Below are 17,491 nucleotides of genomic sequence, written 5' to 3'. Positions count from 1 at the left end.
AAATGGTTTCCGATTGGGTTTTCAGGCTGCCTTTATTTGCCGGAGCAGCCTGAAAACATTGGTTTACACCGGCGGCTGCCCACTGTTGGCGCGTTGGATGATTTGGACGCGGCGTATGCGTTGGGGTTCGGCGGCAAGGGCGCGGACGAGGGTTTCCAGTTGGTCGGTGTCGCAGCGCAGGTGGTTCAACGGAAACGTCATCTCCTGCGTGCCGACAGACAAATCCAGCCATGTGCCGTATCTTGTCCGCCCTATACGGATATTGCCCAAATAGCCGACATCGCGCCATACCGCATTTTTTCCGTTGCGGCTGCGGATACCGTCCGCACTGATAATGATTTGCGGACGGCGGTCAAGCAGCATGGACAGACGGAATATCAGCGGGCAGGCAAGCAGTGCGTCTACAAGGAACAGTTGCAGATATTCCCGCCATTTGCCCGCCTGCCCTGTGCCGGCATCAAAACGGAGAAGGGTGTGGTTGGCGTAATACAGCAAAGCCGCCAGTATTGCCAACTGCAATAAAGCCGTAACACCGCACCGGTAATACAGTTTGAGTTCTGTTTCCATGGCTGCTCCGATGTTTTCAGGCTGCCTTTGCTGGGCGGTGGGCAGCCTGAAAGACAGATTTGTCTATGCAAAGGCAGCCCGTTGTTGGCGCGTTGGATGATTCGGATACGACGGACGGGCTGCAATACCGTATAAATTCGGCTTCCGCCACCATCCCCCGTCAAAGCAAGGCAGTCTGAAAACCCATAACACCGGTTTTCAGGCTGCCTTTTCCGCTTAGAAAATCTGGAACACAAAAAACACCAGTGTATGCAGGATAAACAGCGGAATCAAAATGCCAAACGACCAAGTCATGTAGCCAAAGAAGCTGGGCATTTTGACTTTGCGCTGCTCGGCGATGGCTTTCACCATAAAGTTGGGCGCGTTGCCGATGTAGCTGAGTGCGCCCATAAACACCGAGCCCATGGAAATCGCCAGCAGCGTGTGAAACAGCTCACCGCGCATCAGCTCGTGTGGGTCGCCGCCTGCCATGTTAAAGAATACGAGGTAGGTGGGGGCGTTGTCCAAGAAGCCCGATAGCATGCCGCTCATCCAAAAATACATGGCGTTGATGGGCTTGCCTGCGGCATCGTGCACCAGCGAAATCACGCCTGAAAATGCGCCTTTTTCGCCCGCTTGCAGCATGGCGAGCACGGGGGAGATGGTAATGAAAATGCCTGCAAACAGTTTGGCGACTTCAGCGATGGGGTCAAAATTGAACTCGTTGCCCGCACGCACTTGCTTGGGCGTTACCCACAGCGAAATCAGGGCAAGCACAATCAGGATGGCATCGCGCGCCATGTTTTGCGGTTCTAGGTGCGCGCCAAGGATTTCAAAGCCGTGTGATTCGGGCTTCCATAGCCCTGATAACAACACCGCGCCAATCACGCCTGCTAACAGCAAGAAGTTGATTTTGCCGTAGATTTTGATGCCGTCCACCGCGGGGAAGGCAGCCTGAAAATGGCTGTCGGGGGTGGGGTCTTTGGGCAGGATTTCATCGGCTCGGGCAAAGTAGCGGCTGTCTAGGATGTAGAACACGGTGAGCAGCACGATGGTGCTAATCAACACGGGCGGGAACATGTGTACGACTGTCCAGCCGAAGTCCACGCCTTTTAAAAAGCCAAGAAAGAGCGGTGGGTCGCCCAGCGGGGTTAAGCCGCCGCCGATGTTGGCAACGAGAAAGATAAAGAAGATGACAACGTGCACATTATGCTTGCGGTTGTCGTTGGCTTTGAGCAGCGGGCGTATCATCAGCATGGCTGCGCCTGTGGTGCCCATGATGGAGGCAAGGGCGGTGCCGATGGCGAGCAGAAGGGTGTTGAGCTTGGCGGAGCCGTGCAAATTGCCCCACACGAGGATGCCGCCCGAGATGGTGTATAAGGCGAGCAGCAGCAGGATAAAGGGGATGTATTCGCCGATAAGGGCGTGGGCAATCAGGTGCAGGCTTTGGCTGCCGCCGAAGGTGAGCGTGAACGGGATAAGGAACAATAGCGTCCAGCCGAGGGTGATTTTGCCGAAGTGGTGATGCCAGATGTTGGCGAAAAACAAGGGCCCAAGGGCGATGGAAAGCAGGATAAGGGCGAAGGGGATGCCCCATGCGAGGCTAAGCTCGGCGGCGTTAAATTCGGCGGCTTGGGCGAGGGCGGGCGCAATCAGCGCAAGCAGGGGCGAGATGATTTGGATGGGTTTCATGGTTTTCCTGTATGGAGTGCTGCGGTACGCGCGGCTTGTTTGCTCGTGAAGCGGGGCGTGTGGCGGATTTTCGCGTGATTCGGTTGTGCCGATTCATGAAAAATCTAACGCGGCAAACGGGGGTGGAGCAAGGGTTTACCGCGTGGGGGAAACGCAGAAAGGAGTAAAACGAATAAGGCAGCCTGAAAAGCCGCCTTTGTTGAGACAGCTGGATTGTAAAAAATTATTTACGAAAAGTCATCTTTTTGTGGGGATTTTTTGGATTGGGTTAAGAAATGTTGCGGCGGGCGGGGGAACGGCGGCGCGATGCGGCAGCCTGAAAGTTGCGGCAGCCTGAAAACAGCGGGCGGCGTTTTCTCTTATAATTCGCGCTTTTGCTTTTCAGGCTGCCGTTATGTTTAAAGTTACCACGCTGGATGCGGAATTTGAATTATTGCCCGACGAGTCGCTGCTGGCGGGCTTGGAGCGCACGAACCATGCGGTGGAATACCAATGCCGCAGCGGCTATTGCGGCTCGTGCAGGGTGAAGCTGCTGGCGGGGCGGGTGTCGTATCGGGAGATGCCGATGGCGTTTATTGCCGAGGGGGAGGTTTTGGCGTGTTGTTGCGTGTTGGAATCGGATGTGGCGGTGGCGTGTTGTTTGCGGGCGGATGAGGCGGATGGTAAGGGTGGAGAATAGGCAGCCGAAACGAAATTTTGTAAAGCTCGAATGGTGTTGATTGTGCTTCGTCTGGCATTTCTGATGGGTTTGCCTTTGCGCCTTATCGCGGCGCAGGCGACTTACTTTCTTTGCCTGAAACCCAAATCTATCCTACAAAAAACCGTTTGGCGCACACCAAACGGTTTTGTTTTTCAGGCTGCCTGTGCGCGTATCAATCGCGTATCAATTAAGCGGGCAAGGATAGGGCTCACCCTTGAAACTTGGCGGGCAGCGCAACCGATTTGAGCCACGGGCATTGCTGCAACGCGCTGATGTCGTGCAGCTTGCGGGCGTAGGCAATATCCAGCGTTTCCAATTGCAGTAACTCGGTTAAGCCGTTCAGCGTTTCTATGGCGGGCCGGATAAGGGTGAGCTGTTGCAGGTTTTTCAGGCTGCCTAACGCGCTGAGGTCTTTGTCTTTAAACGAAAACAGATACAGCCGTTGCAGCGATGCGGCTTGGCTTAGGTTGTGCGCGTTGCCTTTGCCTGCACAGCTGAGTTCGCGCAGTTGGGGAATTGGGCGAGGTCGATTTTGGGCTGGGATTGGTGCGGCAGGGTGAGATGGGTGAGGTGGCGCAGGGCGTAGAGCGCGGCAAGGTTGCTGTATTGGCGGGCGCGGTATTCGCTGAACGACAGGCGTTGCAGCGCGGGGCAATGGGCGAGCGCGGCGAAATTTAGGTTTTCGGCGCTTTGGTTTTCAGGCTGCCGCTGCTCAAACGGCAGAAAGGCGGTGGTGATGCGCAGGGCAACGGGGGTGGTGTCGCGGGCTTGGTAATAGGCGGCGGCTTGCGTACCGTGGGCAAGATACTCGGGGGCGACGCAGATTTCCCGCGTGCCGTCGGGTTGCTGGTGCAGGTGGATGTGGGCAAGGTTGAGTTTGGGCATGGTTAGCTTTCGGTGGATTGGGTTGGGCGTGGTTTTCAGGCTGCCTTTGGGGTTGGGTGCGACATCCGAGGCAGCCTGAAAAACGGCGGGCAACCTTGTTCACACGATTGCCCGCCTTGTTCCACTACGCCTCGCTGCCGCCCACCGTGAGCCCCGCGTCAATCCGCAGCGTGGGCTGCCCCACGCCCACGGGCACGCTTTGCCCGTCCTTGCCGCACACGCCGATGCCTGTGTCTAGGCGGCTGTCGTTGCCTATCATGGAAACGTGTTTGAGCACTTCGGGCCCGTTGCCGATGATGGTTGCGCCTTTCACGGGGTATTGTAATTTGCCGTTTTCTACCCACCATGCTTCGCTGGCGGAGAAGACGAATTTGCCGCTGGTGATGTCCACTTGCCCGCCGCCAAAGTTCACCGCGTAAATGCCTTTTTGGATACTGGCGATGATTTCCTCGGCTTCGTGCGTGCCGTTTTCCATAAAGGTGTTGGTCATGCGCGGCATGGGGGCGGATGAATAGCTTTCGCGCCGTCCGTTGCCCGTGGGGCTTGCGCCCATTAGCCGCGCGTTGGTTTCGTCTTGCATATAGCCGGTGAGGATGCCGTCTTCAATCAACACGGTGCGGCGCGTTTCGTTGCCCTCGTCGTCGATATTCAGGCTGCCTCGTCGCTCGGCGATGTTGCCTTGGTCGATTACGGTTACGCCTTTGGCGGCGACGCGCTGCCCGATGAGCCCTGAAAACGCGCTGGTTTGCTTGCGGTTGAAATCGCCTTCCAAACCGTGCCCCACGGCTTCGTGCAGCAAAATGCCCGGCCAGCCGCTGCCGAGCACGACGGTCATCGCGCCGGCGGGGGCGGGGCGGGATTCCAGATTGGTGAGCGCTTGTTGCACGGCGTGGTTCACATATTCTTGGATTTTCGCGTCGTCAAAATACGCCAAATCAAAGCGTCCGCCGCCGCCTGCGCTGCCTTGTTCGCGCCGTTCGCCTTGTTTGGCAATCACGGTGAGACTTAATCGCACCAGTGGGCGGATGTCGGCGGCGTGTTTGCCGTCTAGCCGCGCGATGTAGATCATGTCGTGTTCGCAGGTTAGCCCCGCCATCACTTGCACGATGCGCGGGTCGGCGGCGCGGGCAAGCGTTTCTACTTTTTGCAGCAGGGCAACTTTTTGCGGCGAGTCCAGCGTGGCAATCGGGTTGAGCGCGCCGTATGCGTTGGGGCAGCCTGAAACCTGCGCTGGCACGCGCACGGGCGCGGTGTTGCCCGCTTCGCCAATCACGCGCACGGCTTGGGCGGCGCGGCGGATGGCATCGGCGCTCAGGCTGTCGGCGTAAGCAAAGGCGGTTTTTTCGCCCGACACGGCGCGCACGCCTACGCCTTGGTCTATCTGGTAGCTGCCTGATTTCACAATGCCTTCATCCAAATGCCAGCTTTCAAACGCGGTGCGCTGGCAATAAATATCCGCGTAATCAACATGACGCACGCCGATAAGGGCGAGCGATTGAGCAAGATTTTCAGCGGAAAGATGGTTGGCATGGAGCAGATTTTGCGCGACGGTTTGAGAGATGGGGTGCATGGTTTTCAGGCTGCCTAAATTCAATAAAGATGCGGATTATACTGGAAATTGAAGGGCGGGTTTCAGGCTGCCCTGTGGTGGCGGATGAGGCAGCCTGAAATGGGGTTTTTCTGTTTTCAGGCTGCCTATGATTTTATCTTTAAAGGCAGCCTGAAAACCTAAAATGAAGCGGCAGCGGCTGTCGCCCAAATGGCAGATTGGGCAAAGGCAGCCTGAAACGGCAAAACGGGATAATGGCGTTTCAGGCTGCCTCAATTATTTGCGTAGTTTGGAACAGAACATGGCGTATCGCCGCCATACCCACTCTTTACCGTTGCTGGGGGGCAAGCGTTTTCAGGCTGCCTTTGGGCGTCGTAAAGGCAGCCTGAAAACACAAACCCGCTTGATGTTAAGCCAAACGATTTTTTGCTGGATAGATTGATTTTCAGGCTGCCTAATCCATCGCAAATGTTTGATGCTGCTGCCCTCCCCTACGTCCAGCCGAACGGAACATTCTTTTTTCGGAAACAAGCGTGCGCTTGTCCGACGACCCGCAAAACGCGGCTAGTTCGCACGCGCCGAAAAAAAGATGCGGAGTGAGGGAAGTTTGGCGTAGCCAAACCTGCACGTCGGGGTCGCCTTTCTTTTGCTTTGAACCTGTATTCATTATCCGCGTGAATAGATTTTGCGGCATAAAAGCATGGATACAAGGAGCAAAGCGCAGCAAGGTTGGACACCTTGCGAGCATTTGCAACGCAGTAGCCATGTTTTTAGGACGCGAAAGCTATCGCGTGGATGATGAATACAGGTTCACACTTTGGCGAAGCAAAGAAAAGTAAGTGCCCCGTCGGCACGAGACGCATGGTTAAAACTAATCGTATGCTAACCACAAAGCAGCAACCCATTTTCAAGCTACCTTTAAGCAACGCTCAACAATAAAGACAGCCTAAACTCTCCATCACAAAATCATCAACAAGCAGCCTGAAAACCATATTCCTATTAGCTCACCCCATTTCAGGCTGCCCCCACTCCCAAAAACTCCCCAAACCCAACCCCACCTTATGCTATCATCCGTTAAACTTTCTTAACACTCATCCCCCAAAGGAAACCATCATGCAAAACTACCAAGCCCCCAACGAACAAGGCTTTTTTGGCGAACACGGCGGCGTGTACGTTGCCGAAACGCTGATTCCCGCGCTGCAAGAACTCGCCCAAGCCTATGCCGCCGCCAAGCAAGACCCGCAATTTTGGGCAGAATTTGAACGCGACTTAAAACACTACGTCGGCCGCCCCAGCCCCGTTTACCACGCCGAACGCCTGTCCAAGCATCTCGGCGGCGCGCAAATCTGGCTCAAACGCGAAGACCTCAACCACACAGGCGCGCACAAAATCAACAACACCATCGGGCAAGCCCTGCTCGCCCGCCGCATGGGCAAAAAACGCGTCATCGCCGAAACAGGCGCAGGGCAACACGGCGTGGCCAGCGCCACCGTAGCCGCCCGCTTCGGCATGGAATGCCATGTTTACATGGGCGCAGACGACATCATCCGCCAAGCCCCCAACGTGTTCCGCATGAAGCTGCTAGGCGCCAACGTCGTCAGCGTAGAAAGCGGCAGCCGCACGCTTAAAGACGCAATGAACGAAGCCATGCGCGAATGGGTTGCCCGCGTGGACGACACCTTCTACATCATCGGCACCGCCGCCGGTCCCGCGCCCTATCCCGAAATGGTGCGCGATTTTCAATGCGTCATCGGGCGCGAAGCCCAAGCGCAAATGCAAGAAGCCATCGGGCGGCAGCCTGATGTTGCCGTTGCCTGCGTGGGCGGCGGCTCCAACGCCATCGGGCTGTTCCACCCCTATATCGCCGAAACGCAAACCCGCCTAGTTGGCGTAGAAGCAGGCGGCTTGGGCATCCACACCGCCAGCCACGCCGCGCCCATCTCATCCCACGCCCCCATCGGCGTGCTGCACGGCTTTCGCAGTTATTTGATGCAAGACGACAACGGGCAAATCCTCGGCACGCACTCCGTATCCGCAGGCTTGGACTACCCTGGTATCGGCCCCGAACACAGCCATCTGCACGACATCAAGCGCGTGGAATACACCGTTGCCAACGACGAAGCCGCCTTGCAAGCCTTTGATTTACTATGCTTATACGAAGGCATCATCCCTGCACTGGAAAGCAGCCACGCGCTGGCATGGGCAGTAGAAAACGCGCCAAAAATGGGCAAAGACCAAGTGATTTTGGTGAACCTATCAGGGCGCGGAGATAAAGACATCAACACCGTAGCGAAGTTGAAAGGGATTGAGATTTAATTTTGCAAACAAGCAGGCAGCCTGAAACCGTTATTGGTTTTCAGGCTGCCTCAACATAGAAAAAAACACAATGAAAACATGGCACACCACCTACCGCGATAACCACCTACGCTTAAAGCGCGTGCACATCGGCTGCACCATTTTTTACGCGCTGTTTATGCCGCCTACACTGCTTGTGCTGCTTATGTCCATCCCCATCAATAGCTTTTTAACCCTATTGCTGATGATTATTCTATGCACTTTCCCCATTGGACTGCACGCGCTGTTAGCCTATGGCGCGGCGCAGAAATACGAATGGTCGCGCAAGGCTTCCGAAATTGTGTTCGCCATGATGCTGCTGGGCTTTCCCATCGGCACATGGCTGGCGATTTACTTTTTTCTGCCTAGAACGCAATGGCAAGCTCCTGATGAAACAGAGGCAGCCTGAGACCTTTGCAAAATCCCAATGGCAGCCTGAAACTAAAATAGAGTAGCGGCGACTCACCGCCAAATGGCTTATTAAACACATGATATTACTGGTTTACTAAAATGTCGGAGAACCGCCGATGCTCCATCGGTTGTGGGTTTTGCAAAAGGTTGCAATCTTAATAAAAATAGGAATATGAAAAAATGAATTTTTTTCAACCATCATGGATATATCTAGAAAATTTGTACGGAAAAGATGTTCTTGAGAATGTATGCATAGAAGAAATTTATTTCGGTAAATGGAAGTCTCCTATTGAGAAAGGTTATTTAATCTATGTTATCGCGACTTTAAAACACCCCCCAAAAAATAAATTAAAAAATTGGAATAATGCCATAGGTGCCAATATTGTTTTAACATTTTTTGGTTATTTTGGTTTTGGTTACTTTAATTTTAGCATGAGAAAATTATTAAAAATAAAAAACAAAAACGCAAAAATACTTATAAAAGAAACCGAAATGAATAATAACATCATGAAAATAAAAATAAAATTAAATAACAATGAGATAGGGTTTTATGCGCATCAAATGTCAGTTGGAGTATCCAGAATCGTTATTGAATAAGTATTCATTGCTGTAACTTGTACTATCTGTGGCTCGCCATCTTGTCTAAGCCTGAATTAAAACGACCGTAGAATTTCGATTACGCACCTTCAACACATCTTTCTTATCATCATAAGTCAGTCAATCGGGCAAAGTTACTTCAATTGCAATATTGGGGCTATTTTTGTCTGTCTCGTCTTGGTAAATAATATCTACTTTATCTAAAAGAGCTAAAAAGTTCGGGCATAAATGCCCGACCTACTTGCTATATATTTCCATCCATCATTTGCTGTGCCATTATTGACCAGTAAAAATCCTTATTACTCAATGCGTAAAAATCGCATGCTTTCATTTGGTTAATATATTTTTTCACAATTTCAATAATCGTATTCTCATCTTCGTTAGCATAAAACGCAATATTTTTGCAGTATTCATCATATATATTCAAACAGCTTAAAAAAGCATTTATATTTGAATTTATGAAACGATAATTGGATGTCTCATGAATAAATATGCCCTCTGCTTTCACAATGATTGGGTATGTATCATAACCAATTATGATTTCATTATGGACTATATTAGGATAAACAAGCTCTATATTCATTATTGTTCTAGGTTTAATTGAACGCATTAGCTGGATTTCTCCGTCAGAAAAACCCTCACCTTTCAGCTTATTCACTATCATCATGATAATTCTCTAATCTTATTTCTTACTGCTTTTATTTTGCATTCTTTACGCCTCATCCCCAATTAGGCAGCCTGAAACCCATCACACAGCAGCAAAACTAAAACCACCCCACCCCATAAAACAAGCACCCCACCGCCGCCAACGCCAGCAGCACACCCGCGATGTTCAACGCGCTCAGTTTTTCTTTAAACACGCCCGCGCCCACCAGCGTGCCCAGCGCAATCACGCCCATATTCATGCCCGCAAACACCAGCGTGGGGTTGCCGCTGAATGCGCGGTGGGCTTTCAAATAAAACAAAATGTTCACAAAATTCAGGCTGCCTAACACAATGCCGCCGATGATGCTGGCGCGCGTCCAGCGGGCTTTTTGCACAACCAAATACGCCGCCATCAACACGCCCGCCAGCGCAAACATCACCAGCAAATTGCTGCCCGTGCCCGCCGTTTTGGAAAGCTGTTTGAACAAAATGTCAATCACGCCGTAGCCCAGCCACACGCCGAGCAAATAAACAGCTTGCGTTTTTAGGCTGCCTGCGCCCGCCGTTTTCTGCGGCTTAATCAACAAACACGCCAGCGCAGCAAACGCCAGCAGCAAGCCCACCGCCCGATGCGGCGTGAGCGTTTCGCCAAACAGCGCAAACGCCGCCAGCACAGGCAAAAACAGCGACAGCCGCTGCGCCGCATCCGATTTCACAATCCCCGCGTGTTGCACCGCCTTGCCCATAATCACAAACACGCTGGGCAGCAACACGCCCAACAAGCCAAACAGCCATGCGTGCGGCAGCAGGGTTTGTTGCCAGTTGGTGAAGTTGGGTTCTAGCAACGCGGCGGTAAGCAGCGTTGCCACCGCATAGTTCACGCCGATGGCTTGCGCCAAGCCGATTTGTTTTTGCCGCGCGATTTTGAGCAACACGGATACGGAAACGCTGGCTAATATGCTGATTAACAAGTAAATCATGGTAGTTTTTGGGAAAAATGAAAACGCGCATTCTAGTGGAATTTGGGGGGATTGCGTAGCTGGATGGAGTGGAAAGTCTAAAATACGGTGATTGAGACAGCCTGAAAAAACAAAACCGATTGGTGTCCTATCATGCGGTTTTTTGCTGAATAGATTGGTTTTAGCTTCGCAACTCCGCTACGCTCCGCAGACTGCCTAATCCATCACAAATGTTTAATGCTACTGCCACCTCCCCTACGTTCAGCCGAACGCAGCATTCTTTTTTCGGGAAAAAGCGTGCGCTTGTTCGATGGCGCCCAAAGCGCGGCTAGTTCGCACGCGCCGAAAAAAGGATGCGGAGTGAGGGAAGTCTGCGAAGCAGACCTGCACGTCGGGGTCACCTTTCTTTTACTTACTTTTCTTTGGCGAAGCAAAGAAAAGTAAGTGCCCCGTCGGCATGAGACGCATGGTTAAAGCTACGCCAAAAGCCAACCATAAAGCACCAACCCATTTTCAGGCTGCCTTTGTATTCCAGCCCAAGGTAGCCTGAAAATCTTTGCTAAACACATAATACAGCCACAATTTATCGCCCAATGGCACAGTTAATAACATTGCGCGTGTTGTCAAACAAAATGTCGGCGAGCCGCCGACGCTCCATAGGCTGCCGATGGGTTTAACAACAACCGCGTTTTCAGGCTGCCTTTCGCAGCGCAAATACTTGCCACAAAAACCTAAACCCATTTTCAGGCTGCCTTTGCATCATCAACAAAGGCAGCCTGAAAACCATAAACGCGCTAAAATAGCGCATTCTGATTCAACACTATCAAGAGTATCCAAAATGAAAAAATCCCCCGAGCTTCTCCTCCCCGCCGGCGGCCTCGAACGCATGCAGACCGCCTTCGATTTCGGCGCAGATGCCGTGTATGCCGGCAGCCCGCGCTATTCCCTGCGCGCCCGCAACAACGAATTTGCCAAATTAGACGTTTTGCAACAAGGCATCAGCGAAGCCCACGCGCGCGGCAAAAAATTCTACCTCACCGTGAACACCCTGCCGCACAACAGCAAACTCAAAACCTTCCACGCCGACATGCAGCCCCTCATCGCCATGAAGCCCGACGCACTCATCATGGCAGACCCCGGCCTGATTATGGAAGTGCGCGACAAATACCCCGACATGCCCGTGCACCTGTCCGTGCAGGCCAACACCACCAACTATTGGGGCGTGAAATTCTGGCAAAACATCGGCGTGGAACGCATCATCCTGTCGCGCGAATTGAGTATGGACGAAATCGCCGAAATCCGCCAAGAATGCCCCGATATCGAACTGGAAGTGTTCGTGCACGGCGCATTGTGCATCGCCTATTCCGGCCGCTGCCTGCTTTCGGGCTACTTCAACCACCGCGACCCCAACCAAGGCACCTGCACCAACTCCTGCCGCTGGGACTACAAAGTCCACGACACCGAAGAAGACGAAATGGGCGATGTGAAATCATTGAGCGGCTTCAATTTTCAGGCTGCCCAAGAAGAAGCCAACGCCGCCTTTGAAGGCATCAACGGGCAGCAACGCCACCCCGCCGCCAACAAAGTCTTCCTGATTGAAGAGAGCAACCGCCCCGGCGAACTCATGCCGATTATGGAAGACGAACACGGCACATACATTATGAATTCCAAAGACTTGCGCGCGATTGAGCAAGTGGCGAAGCTGGCGGAAATCGGCGTGGACAGCCTGAAAGTGGAAGGGCGCACCAAATCGGTTTACTACGTTGCCCGCGTGGCGCAGGCGTATCGCAAGGCGATTGACGATGCGGTGGCTGGCAAGCCGTTTGATTACAGCCTGCTGGCGGAATTGGAAGGGCTGGCCAACCGCGGCTACACCAGCGGCTTTTTGGAACGCCACCAAACGCAGGAATACCAAAACTACCTCTACGGCCACTCCATCGCCAAGCAGAGCCAGTTTGTCGGCCAAATCCGCGATGTAGATGCCGATGGCTGGGCAACCATAGACGTGAAAAACCGCTTTGCGCTGGGCGACACGCTGGAAATCATCCATCCACGCGGCAATCAACTCATCGTGTTAGACCAAATGAAACGCAAAAACGAGTTTGTGGACGTGGCGGCGGGCAACGGCATTCAGGTGCAGATTCCCAATATGCAGGGGCGAGAGAAAGCGTTGGTGGCAAGGGTGATTCAGAGTGATGGCAGCGTATCCGTGGCAACGAGTGGCTGCGGCGGATAAGCATAGCGCAGCAAAAGGCAGCCTGAAAATGGATAAATACCGTTTCAGGCTGCCTTTTAGCACGCCAATATTTTGCCAGAGCAGGCGTTTCGCCGCCTACCACGAGCAGGGGCAAGCCCCTGCACCCCACGCGCATAACTATTTCAGGCTGCCCACCATCGCGCCCGCGCCTGTAATGCGTGCCAACCCATTGCATCCATACAAGATGGTGCCCTAAAAAGAATGCTGGCTTGACTATTTATTGATAGCAAGCAGTACTGGTTAAAAACTACGCAATCTGTTCCCTCTCCCGCTGGCGGGGGAGGGTTAGGGTGGGGGGTGGCTGTTTAACCTACCACCCTCATCCTAGCCTTCCCCCGCCAGCGGAGGAAGGAACAGCAGTGCAGCATACTTTTTAGGACGCTACCCCATACAAATGTCGGCGAGCCGCCGACGCTCCATCACGACCCTTTTCAGGCTGCCTTTACCCCACCCAAAGCAGCCTGAAAACCACCCCACAGCCCTTTGCCCCACTCCCACCCCTAGTATAAAATCCGCCCTTTCGCTAACCAGCCCCAAACCTATTTTCAGGCTGCCTTATCCCACATTCTCATTCACAAACCCACACCATGCCTTTCCCCAAAATCCCATCCCGCCAAGACCCGCGCTGGGCGGTGCTCGGCTTGCAACTCACCTTTCTCGCGTTCGGCATCCTGTTTTGGGGCTTCAACCGCAGCCCGTGGCAAATCGCCGCCATCGTTGCCACCTCCGTGCTCACCGATTTAACCCTGCACACCATCCTGCGCCGCTCCACGCCGCTGTTTCCGCTGAGCGCGGCGATTACAGGCACCAGCCTTTCCATGCTCACCAATTTCGCGCATGGCATTTGGTTTGCGCTGCTGCCGCCGTTTTTCGCCATCGCGTCCAAATATTTGTTTACAGTAAACGGCAAGCATATTTACAACCCTTCGCTGTTTGGCATTGTTGCCGCGCTGTTTTTTGGTGGCGGCATGGTAACGCCATCGCCCGCCTATCAATGGGGTGGCTCGGGTGTGGTTGCCTTTTTTGTTGCCACCGCCGCCATCATGCTGGTGCGCGTGAACATCCATCGCGCATGGCTGATTGGCTCGTTTTTGCTGTTCTACGCCGCCCAAGTGGGCTTGCGCGCCTATATTCTGCGCCACCACATCCCCGCCGAAACGCTGTTTATGGGCGCGTTCACTTCGCCTGCGTTTTATCTGTTCGTGTTCTTTATGCTACCCGACCCGCCCACGTCGCCCAGCAGCAAAAAAGGGCAAATTGGCATGGCGGCGATGATTGTGTTGGTGGATTTAGCCCTGCACAAATTCCAACAATTCTCCACCCTATTCTACGCAGGCTTTGCCTATTTCACCCTGCGCGGCATTTACCTTTTCTGGCAAACGCGCCAGCAAATCAACTGGCGCAACGCCATCCAAACCCATTTTCAGGCTGCCTTAGCCATCGCCATCATCGGCGCGGCGGGCATTGGCGCGTATAAAGCCAGCCATTCCTTTGCAGACAGCCAAGACATCGGCTTTAAGCTCGTGCAAATCCCCGCCAGCCAAAGCGGCTTAACAGGCGCGCAAGGTGATATTTTGGAGCGCACCGACCCGCAAATGCGCCACGTTGCCAAATGGCTGCTTTCGGTGGGCGACGCAGGCGCGGTGGCGGATGTAAACCAAGACGGTTTGCCCGATATTTTTCTCACCCAGCCGCTTAAAGCCGGAGCCGACCGCGCCCAGTTATACATCAACAAAGGCAATTTCCAATTTGAAAAATTCCCCCTGCCGCAGCTGGATGCCAACCGCAGGCAGCCTGAAACCCACGGGCTGATTGCTTCTGCCACATGGCTGGATTTTGACAACGACGGCGACCAAGACTTGCTGCTGGGCGTAGGCTTTGGCAAAGGCATTCTGCTGCGCAACGAGTTGGCGCAAACAGGCAAACTCGACTTCACTTCCATCGCCGAGCAAGCGGGCATCGCCCCCTATCAAATCAGCACCGCTGCCAACGTGCTGGACTACAACCAAGACGGGCTGGACGACATCATCATCGGCAATGTGATGCAACGCTATCTGCCCGACTACGACACCCCCCAGCCCTACAACATTTTCAGGCTGCCTAAACCGCAATACGCAGGCGATAGACGGATGTTTAACGTGATGCACCGCTCGTGGCACAACGCCGACAACGCCGATGAAAACTGGCTCTATCAAAACATGGGCAACGGCACATTCCAGCTCGTCCCCGCCGCCCAAAGCGGCTTGCAAGGCAAGCATTGGACAATGGCGATTGGCGCGGGCGACCTAAACGCTGACGGCTACCCCGACCTATACATCGCCAACGACTTTGGCCCAGACGAGCTTTACATCAACCGCCAAGGCAAAGGCTTCCAAGCCATTCGCGGCGCATTTGTCGGCAGCATCGGGCGCGACACCTACAAAGGCATGAACGCCACCATCGGCGATGTAACAGGCGATGGCAAGCCCGATATTCACGTTTCCAATGTGCACGAAAAACTGCAAGCCGAAGGCAGCCTGCTGTGGGTAAACCAAAGCCAAGCAGGGCAAGCCGATGCCGCCATGTTCCAAGACCAAGCCGCCAAACGCAACGCGCTCAACGAACAACGCTTTGGCTGGGGCGCAACCTACGCCGACTTCAACCGCGACGGCAAGCTAGACATGGCGCAAGCCAACGGCATGGCAGACGATGCCTACGACAAAAAAGAAGCCCGCTGCCCCGATTATTGGTATTGGAACGCCCAAATCGCCCTCACCAACCCCGATGTGCACGGCTACGCCGACCGCTGGGCAGACGTGCGCGGACGCTGCGTGTTTGGCAACGAAGCCAATAGGCTCTATCTCAACCAAGGCGACTACTTTATTGATGTCGCCAAACAAGCAGGCGCAGACTACACAGGCACATCGCGCGGCATGATACACGCCGATTTTGACAACGACGGCGACCCCGACCTGCTGGTAACCCACATGACCGCGCGCCCCACCCTCTATCGCAACGACAGCCAACCCGCCGCATGGCTGGGGCTGGATTTGGTGGGCAACGGCAAAACCTGCGCCCGCAACGCCTACCACAGCAAAGTTGTCGCCTATCCCGAAAACCAGCCGCCCATCGCCCGCGAAGTCTATGCCAACAACGGGCTTGCCGCGCAAAGCGACCGCCGCATCCTATTTGGATTAGGCAGCCTGAAAGACAAAAAAATCCGCATCCAAATCCAATGGTGCGGACACGGCAAAGCGCAAGAGATGGAACTGGAAACGGGGCGTTATCATCGGGTGGAGCAACCATAGGTTTACCGCCGTGGGTTTATCGCCGTAGGTTTACCGCCGTAGGTTTGCCCCATTGTAAAGCGTGTGGCTTTGCCACGCACCGTTTAGCGAACGCCGCCAAACTCCTTTTCAGGCTGCCTATCGCGCAACTACGTCTGTCCCTCGAATCACGCACCATGCTAACGGCAGCCTGAAACACAGTTCAGCCTAACCAACACCCTTTTCAGGCTGCCTCAACCACCATTCAATTGAGAAACCAACCATGCCCACCCTTGCCCTGCGCCACCGCATCTACCAAGAATGCGCCGCTTTTTTAACCGCCTACCGCAATAATGACCTGCCCAAATTAGCACGCCACTACGGCTTGTCCACCAACGTCGTGCGCGAATGGGACGAACAGCTTGATTTTGTTGGCAACAAAGCCACGCTGCACCTATTTGCCGAAACCAAAATCAACAGCAATTTAAACGGCGACCCCTATTTAACGATTGACGAAGTGGACGGCGATTATTTGATTGAATGCGTGGTGCTGGATGAGCAAAACTACCCGTTTTATCTGCTTGCCGAATACAATCGCCAAACCGATGGCAGCTATCAATTTGAATTTCGTTCGTTTGATATTTAAGGCAGCCTGAAAACGCTGTTTACCCCCAAGATTTGACTTTTCAGGCTGCCTCATTCCATCACACACTACACCCACCATGAACACCCAAGAACCCCGCCCCCACCTCCGCTTCTGCCTCGCCACACTCACCCTTGCCCCCATCCTGTTCACCGCGCTGCACGACCTGATTGCCCTGCTGCTCAACCATCCCCGCGCCATTCTCTACACCACCCAACACCAACAACGCCAATGGCTCGCATGGGACAGCCAACTGCTGTTTGCCGCCCTGATTATCTATCTGCTCAACGCCATCATCGCCTTTATTCTCGCCCGCGCCGCCCAGCAAAAAATGATGCGCCGCCAAATCCACTACGCCCTTTATCTCGCAGGCAGCGGCACACTTCTAGCATGGCTGTTTGGCGCCGCACTTGCCGCCGCCACAGGGCTAGGCGCACGCGCCGCCAACGGCTCATGGCTGCTCATCTACGCCGCCACCATCCTAATCATCGCGCTGACCACCCTGCCCAAACAGCTCACCCGCGCCCCCGTGCAAACCATCACCTTCCATAAAAACATCCGCCGCAAGCCCAAATAATTTTCAGGCTGCCTTGTATATTTCAAGTGCCACAAGGGGCATTCATATCTGACAATATCTAATCTATCGCGTTTGGTTGATACTACTGCCCATTCCCCTACGTCCAGCCGAACGGAGCGTCCTTTTTTCGGGAAAAAGCGTGCGCTTGTTCGACGACGCGCGTAGCGCGGCTAGTTCGCACGCGCCGAAAAAAGGATGCGCAGTGAGGGAAGTCTGCGAAGCAGACCTGCACGTCGGGGGCGCCTTTCTTTGCTTACTTTCTTTGGCGAAGCAAAGAAAGTAAGTCGCCCGCGCCGCGATAAGGCGCAAAGGTAAACGCATCAGAAACATCAAACGAAGCACGGCTAATGCCATTGGAACTTCGCTGAACTTTATTTCAGGCTGCCTAACCCCAAAAGCAGCCTGAAAACATCACCCCACCCCCAACCATGCCCACCACACTCCCCACTCT

At 53.9% G+C, this 17,491-nt stretch carries 17 protein-coding genes; 10 read left to right on the top strand and 7 right to left on the bottom strand.

Translation table 11 applies throughout. The features are described from left to right. Positions 1 to 63: 63 nt before the first annotated feature. Together JDW22_RS00085 and JDW22_RS00080 are read right to left on the bottom strand one after the other, a co-directional pair. Positions 64 to 567, bottom strand: a complete 504-nt coding sequence (locus JDW22_RS00085) for a hypothetical protein (RefSeq protein ID WP_003796690.1) — start codon at positions 565 to 567, stop codon at positions 64 to 66. Between the two features lie 216 nt (positions 568 to 783). Further along, a complete protein-coding gene (locus JDW22_RS00080; protein ID WP_200520863.1) occupies positions 784 to 2,238 on the bottom strand; it encodes a sodium:proton antiporter in 1,455 nt (484 codons plus the stop codon). Positions 2,239 to 2,632: 394 nt separating this feature from the next. On the opposite strand from JDW22_RS00080, the gene yfaE reads away from it, so the two are divergent. Then, positions 2,633 to 2,917 (top strand): class I ribonucleotide reductase maintenance protein YfaE, encoded by a 285-nt coding sequence (gene yfaE / locus JDW22_RS00075; RefSeq protein ID WP_003796701.1) that lies wholly within the window; start codon positions 2,633 to 2,635, stop codon positions 2,915 to 2,917. A 483-nt stretch (positions 2,918 to 3,400) separates the two neighbouring features. On the opposite strand, the gene JDW22_RS00070 is transcribed toward yfaE, so the two are convergent. Then, positions 3,401 to 3,916 (bottom strand): hypothetical protein, encoded by a 516-nt coding sequence (locus tag JDW22_RS00070; protein WP_200520862.1) that lies wholly within the window; start codon positions 3,914 to 3,916, stop codon positions 3,401 to 3,403. A gap of 31 nt (positions 3,917 to 3,947) precedes the next feature. Then, positions 3,948 to 5,393, bottom strand: coding sequence for a metalloprotease TldD (gene tldD / locus JDW22_RS00065; RefSeq protein WP_200520861.1), 1,446 nt, complete (start codon positions 5,391 to 5,393; stop codon positions 3,948 to 3,950). Positions 5,394 to 5,556: 163 nt separating this feature from the next. Between tldD and JDW22_RS00060 the strand changes: the two genes are divergently transcribed. The 4 genes from JDW22_RS00060 (at position 5,557) to JDW22_RS00045 (ending at position 8,714) form a co-directional block, all read left to right on the top strand. Beyond that, positions 5,557 to 5,814: a hypothetical protein gene (locus JDW22_RS00060; protein ID WP_200520860.1), complete on the top strand. Its 258-nt coding sequence runs from the start codon at positions 5,557 to 5,559 to the stop codon at positions 5,812 to 5,814. Positions 5,815 to 6,485: 671 nt separating this feature from the next. Then, positions 6,486 to 7,688: a tryptophan synthase subunit beta gene (trpB, locus tag JDW22_RS00055; protein ID WP_200520859.1), complete on the top strand. Its 1,203-nt coding sequence runs from the start codon at positions 6,486 to 6,488 to the stop codon at positions 7,686 to 7,688. A gap of 70 nt (positions 7,689 to 7,758) precedes the next feature. Then, positions 7,759 to 8,115, top strand: coding sequence for a hypothetical protein (locus JDW22_RS00050; RefSeq protein ID WP_200520858.1), 357 nt, complete (start codon positions 7,759 to 7,761; stop codon positions 8,113 to 8,115). Positions 8,116 to 8,297: 182 nt separating this feature from the next. Then, positions 8,298 to 8,714: a hypothetical protein gene (locus tag JDW22_RS00045; protein WP_200520857.1), complete on the top strand. Its 417-nt coding sequence runs from the start codon at positions 8,298 to 8,300 to the stop codon at positions 8,712 to 8,714. Positions 8,715 to 8,958: 244 nt separating this feature from the next. On the opposite strand, the gene JDW22_RS00040 is transcribed toward JDW22_RS00045, so the two are convergent. From JDW22_RS00040 to JDW22_RS00030, 3 genes are all read right to left on the bottom strand, one after another. After that, entirely contained in the window at positions 8,959 to 9,381 is a 423-nt protein-coding gene (locus JDW22_RS00040) for an SUKH-4 family immunity protein (protein WP_200520856.1), read from the bottom strand. A gap of 97 nt (positions 9,382 to 9,478) precedes the next feature. Then, positions 9,479 to 10,339, bottom strand: a complete 861-nt coding sequence (locus tag JDW22_RS00035) for a DMT family transporter (protein WP_200520855.1) — start codon at positions 10,337 to 10,339, stop codon at positions 9,479 to 9,481. Between the two features lie 492 nt (positions 10,340 to 10,831). Beyond that, positions 10,832 to 11,059 (bottom strand): hypothetical protein, encoded by a 228-nt coding sequence (locus JDW22_RS00030; protein WP_200520854.1) that lies wholly within the window; start codon positions 11,057 to 11,059, stop codon positions 10,832 to 10,834. Positions 11,060 to 11,156: 97 nt separating this feature from the next. Between JDW22_RS00030 and trhP the strand changes: the two genes are divergently transcribed. From trhP to JDW22_RS00005, 5 genes are all read left to right on the top strand, one after another. Then, on the top strand, positions 11,157 to 12,554 hold the full coding sequence (trhP, locus tag JDW22_RS00025; RefSeq protein ID WP_200520853.1) for a prephenate-dependent tRNA uridine(34) hydroxylase TrhP: 1,398 nt from the start codon (positions 11,157 to 11,159) through the stop codon (positions 12,552 to 12,554). 28 nt (positions 12,555 to 12,582) lie between these two features. After that, entirely contained in the window at positions 12,583 to 12,771 is a 189-nt protein-coding gene (locus JDW22_RS00020; RefSeq protein ID WP_040558688.1) for a hypothetical protein, read from the top strand. A 391-nt stretch (positions 12,772 to 13,162) separates the two neighbouring features. Beyond that, a complete protein-coding gene (locus JDW22_RS00015) occupies positions 13,163 to 15,862 on the top strand; it encodes an FG-GAP-like repeat-containing protein (RefSeq protein WP_200520852.1) in 2,700 nt (899 codons plus the stop codon). Between the two features lie 241 nt (positions 15,863 to 16,103). Next, positions 16,104 to 16,466 carry a ubiquitin family protein gene (locus JDW22_RS00010; RefSeq protein WP_200520851.1) on the top strand — a complete coding sequence of 121 codons (363 nt, stop codon included), beginning with the start codon at positions 16,104 to 16,106 and terminating at the stop codon, positions 16,464 to 16,466. Positions 16,467 to 16,542: 76 nt separating this feature from the next. Continuing rightward, a complete protein-coding gene (locus JDW22_RS00005; RefSeq protein WP_200520850.1) occupies positions 16,543 to 17,040 on the top strand; it encodes a hypothetical protein in 498 nt (165 codons plus the stop codon). Positions 17,041 to 17,491: the final 451 nt, after the last annotated feature.

The sequence above is a fragment of the Kingella bonacorsii genome, assembly GCF_016623605.1.
GTDB lineage: Bacteria > Pseudomonadota > Gammaproteobacteria > Burkholderiales > Neisseriaceae > Kingella_B > Kingella_B oralis.
This window is presented reverse-complemented; position numbering and strand designations above follow the sequence as displayed.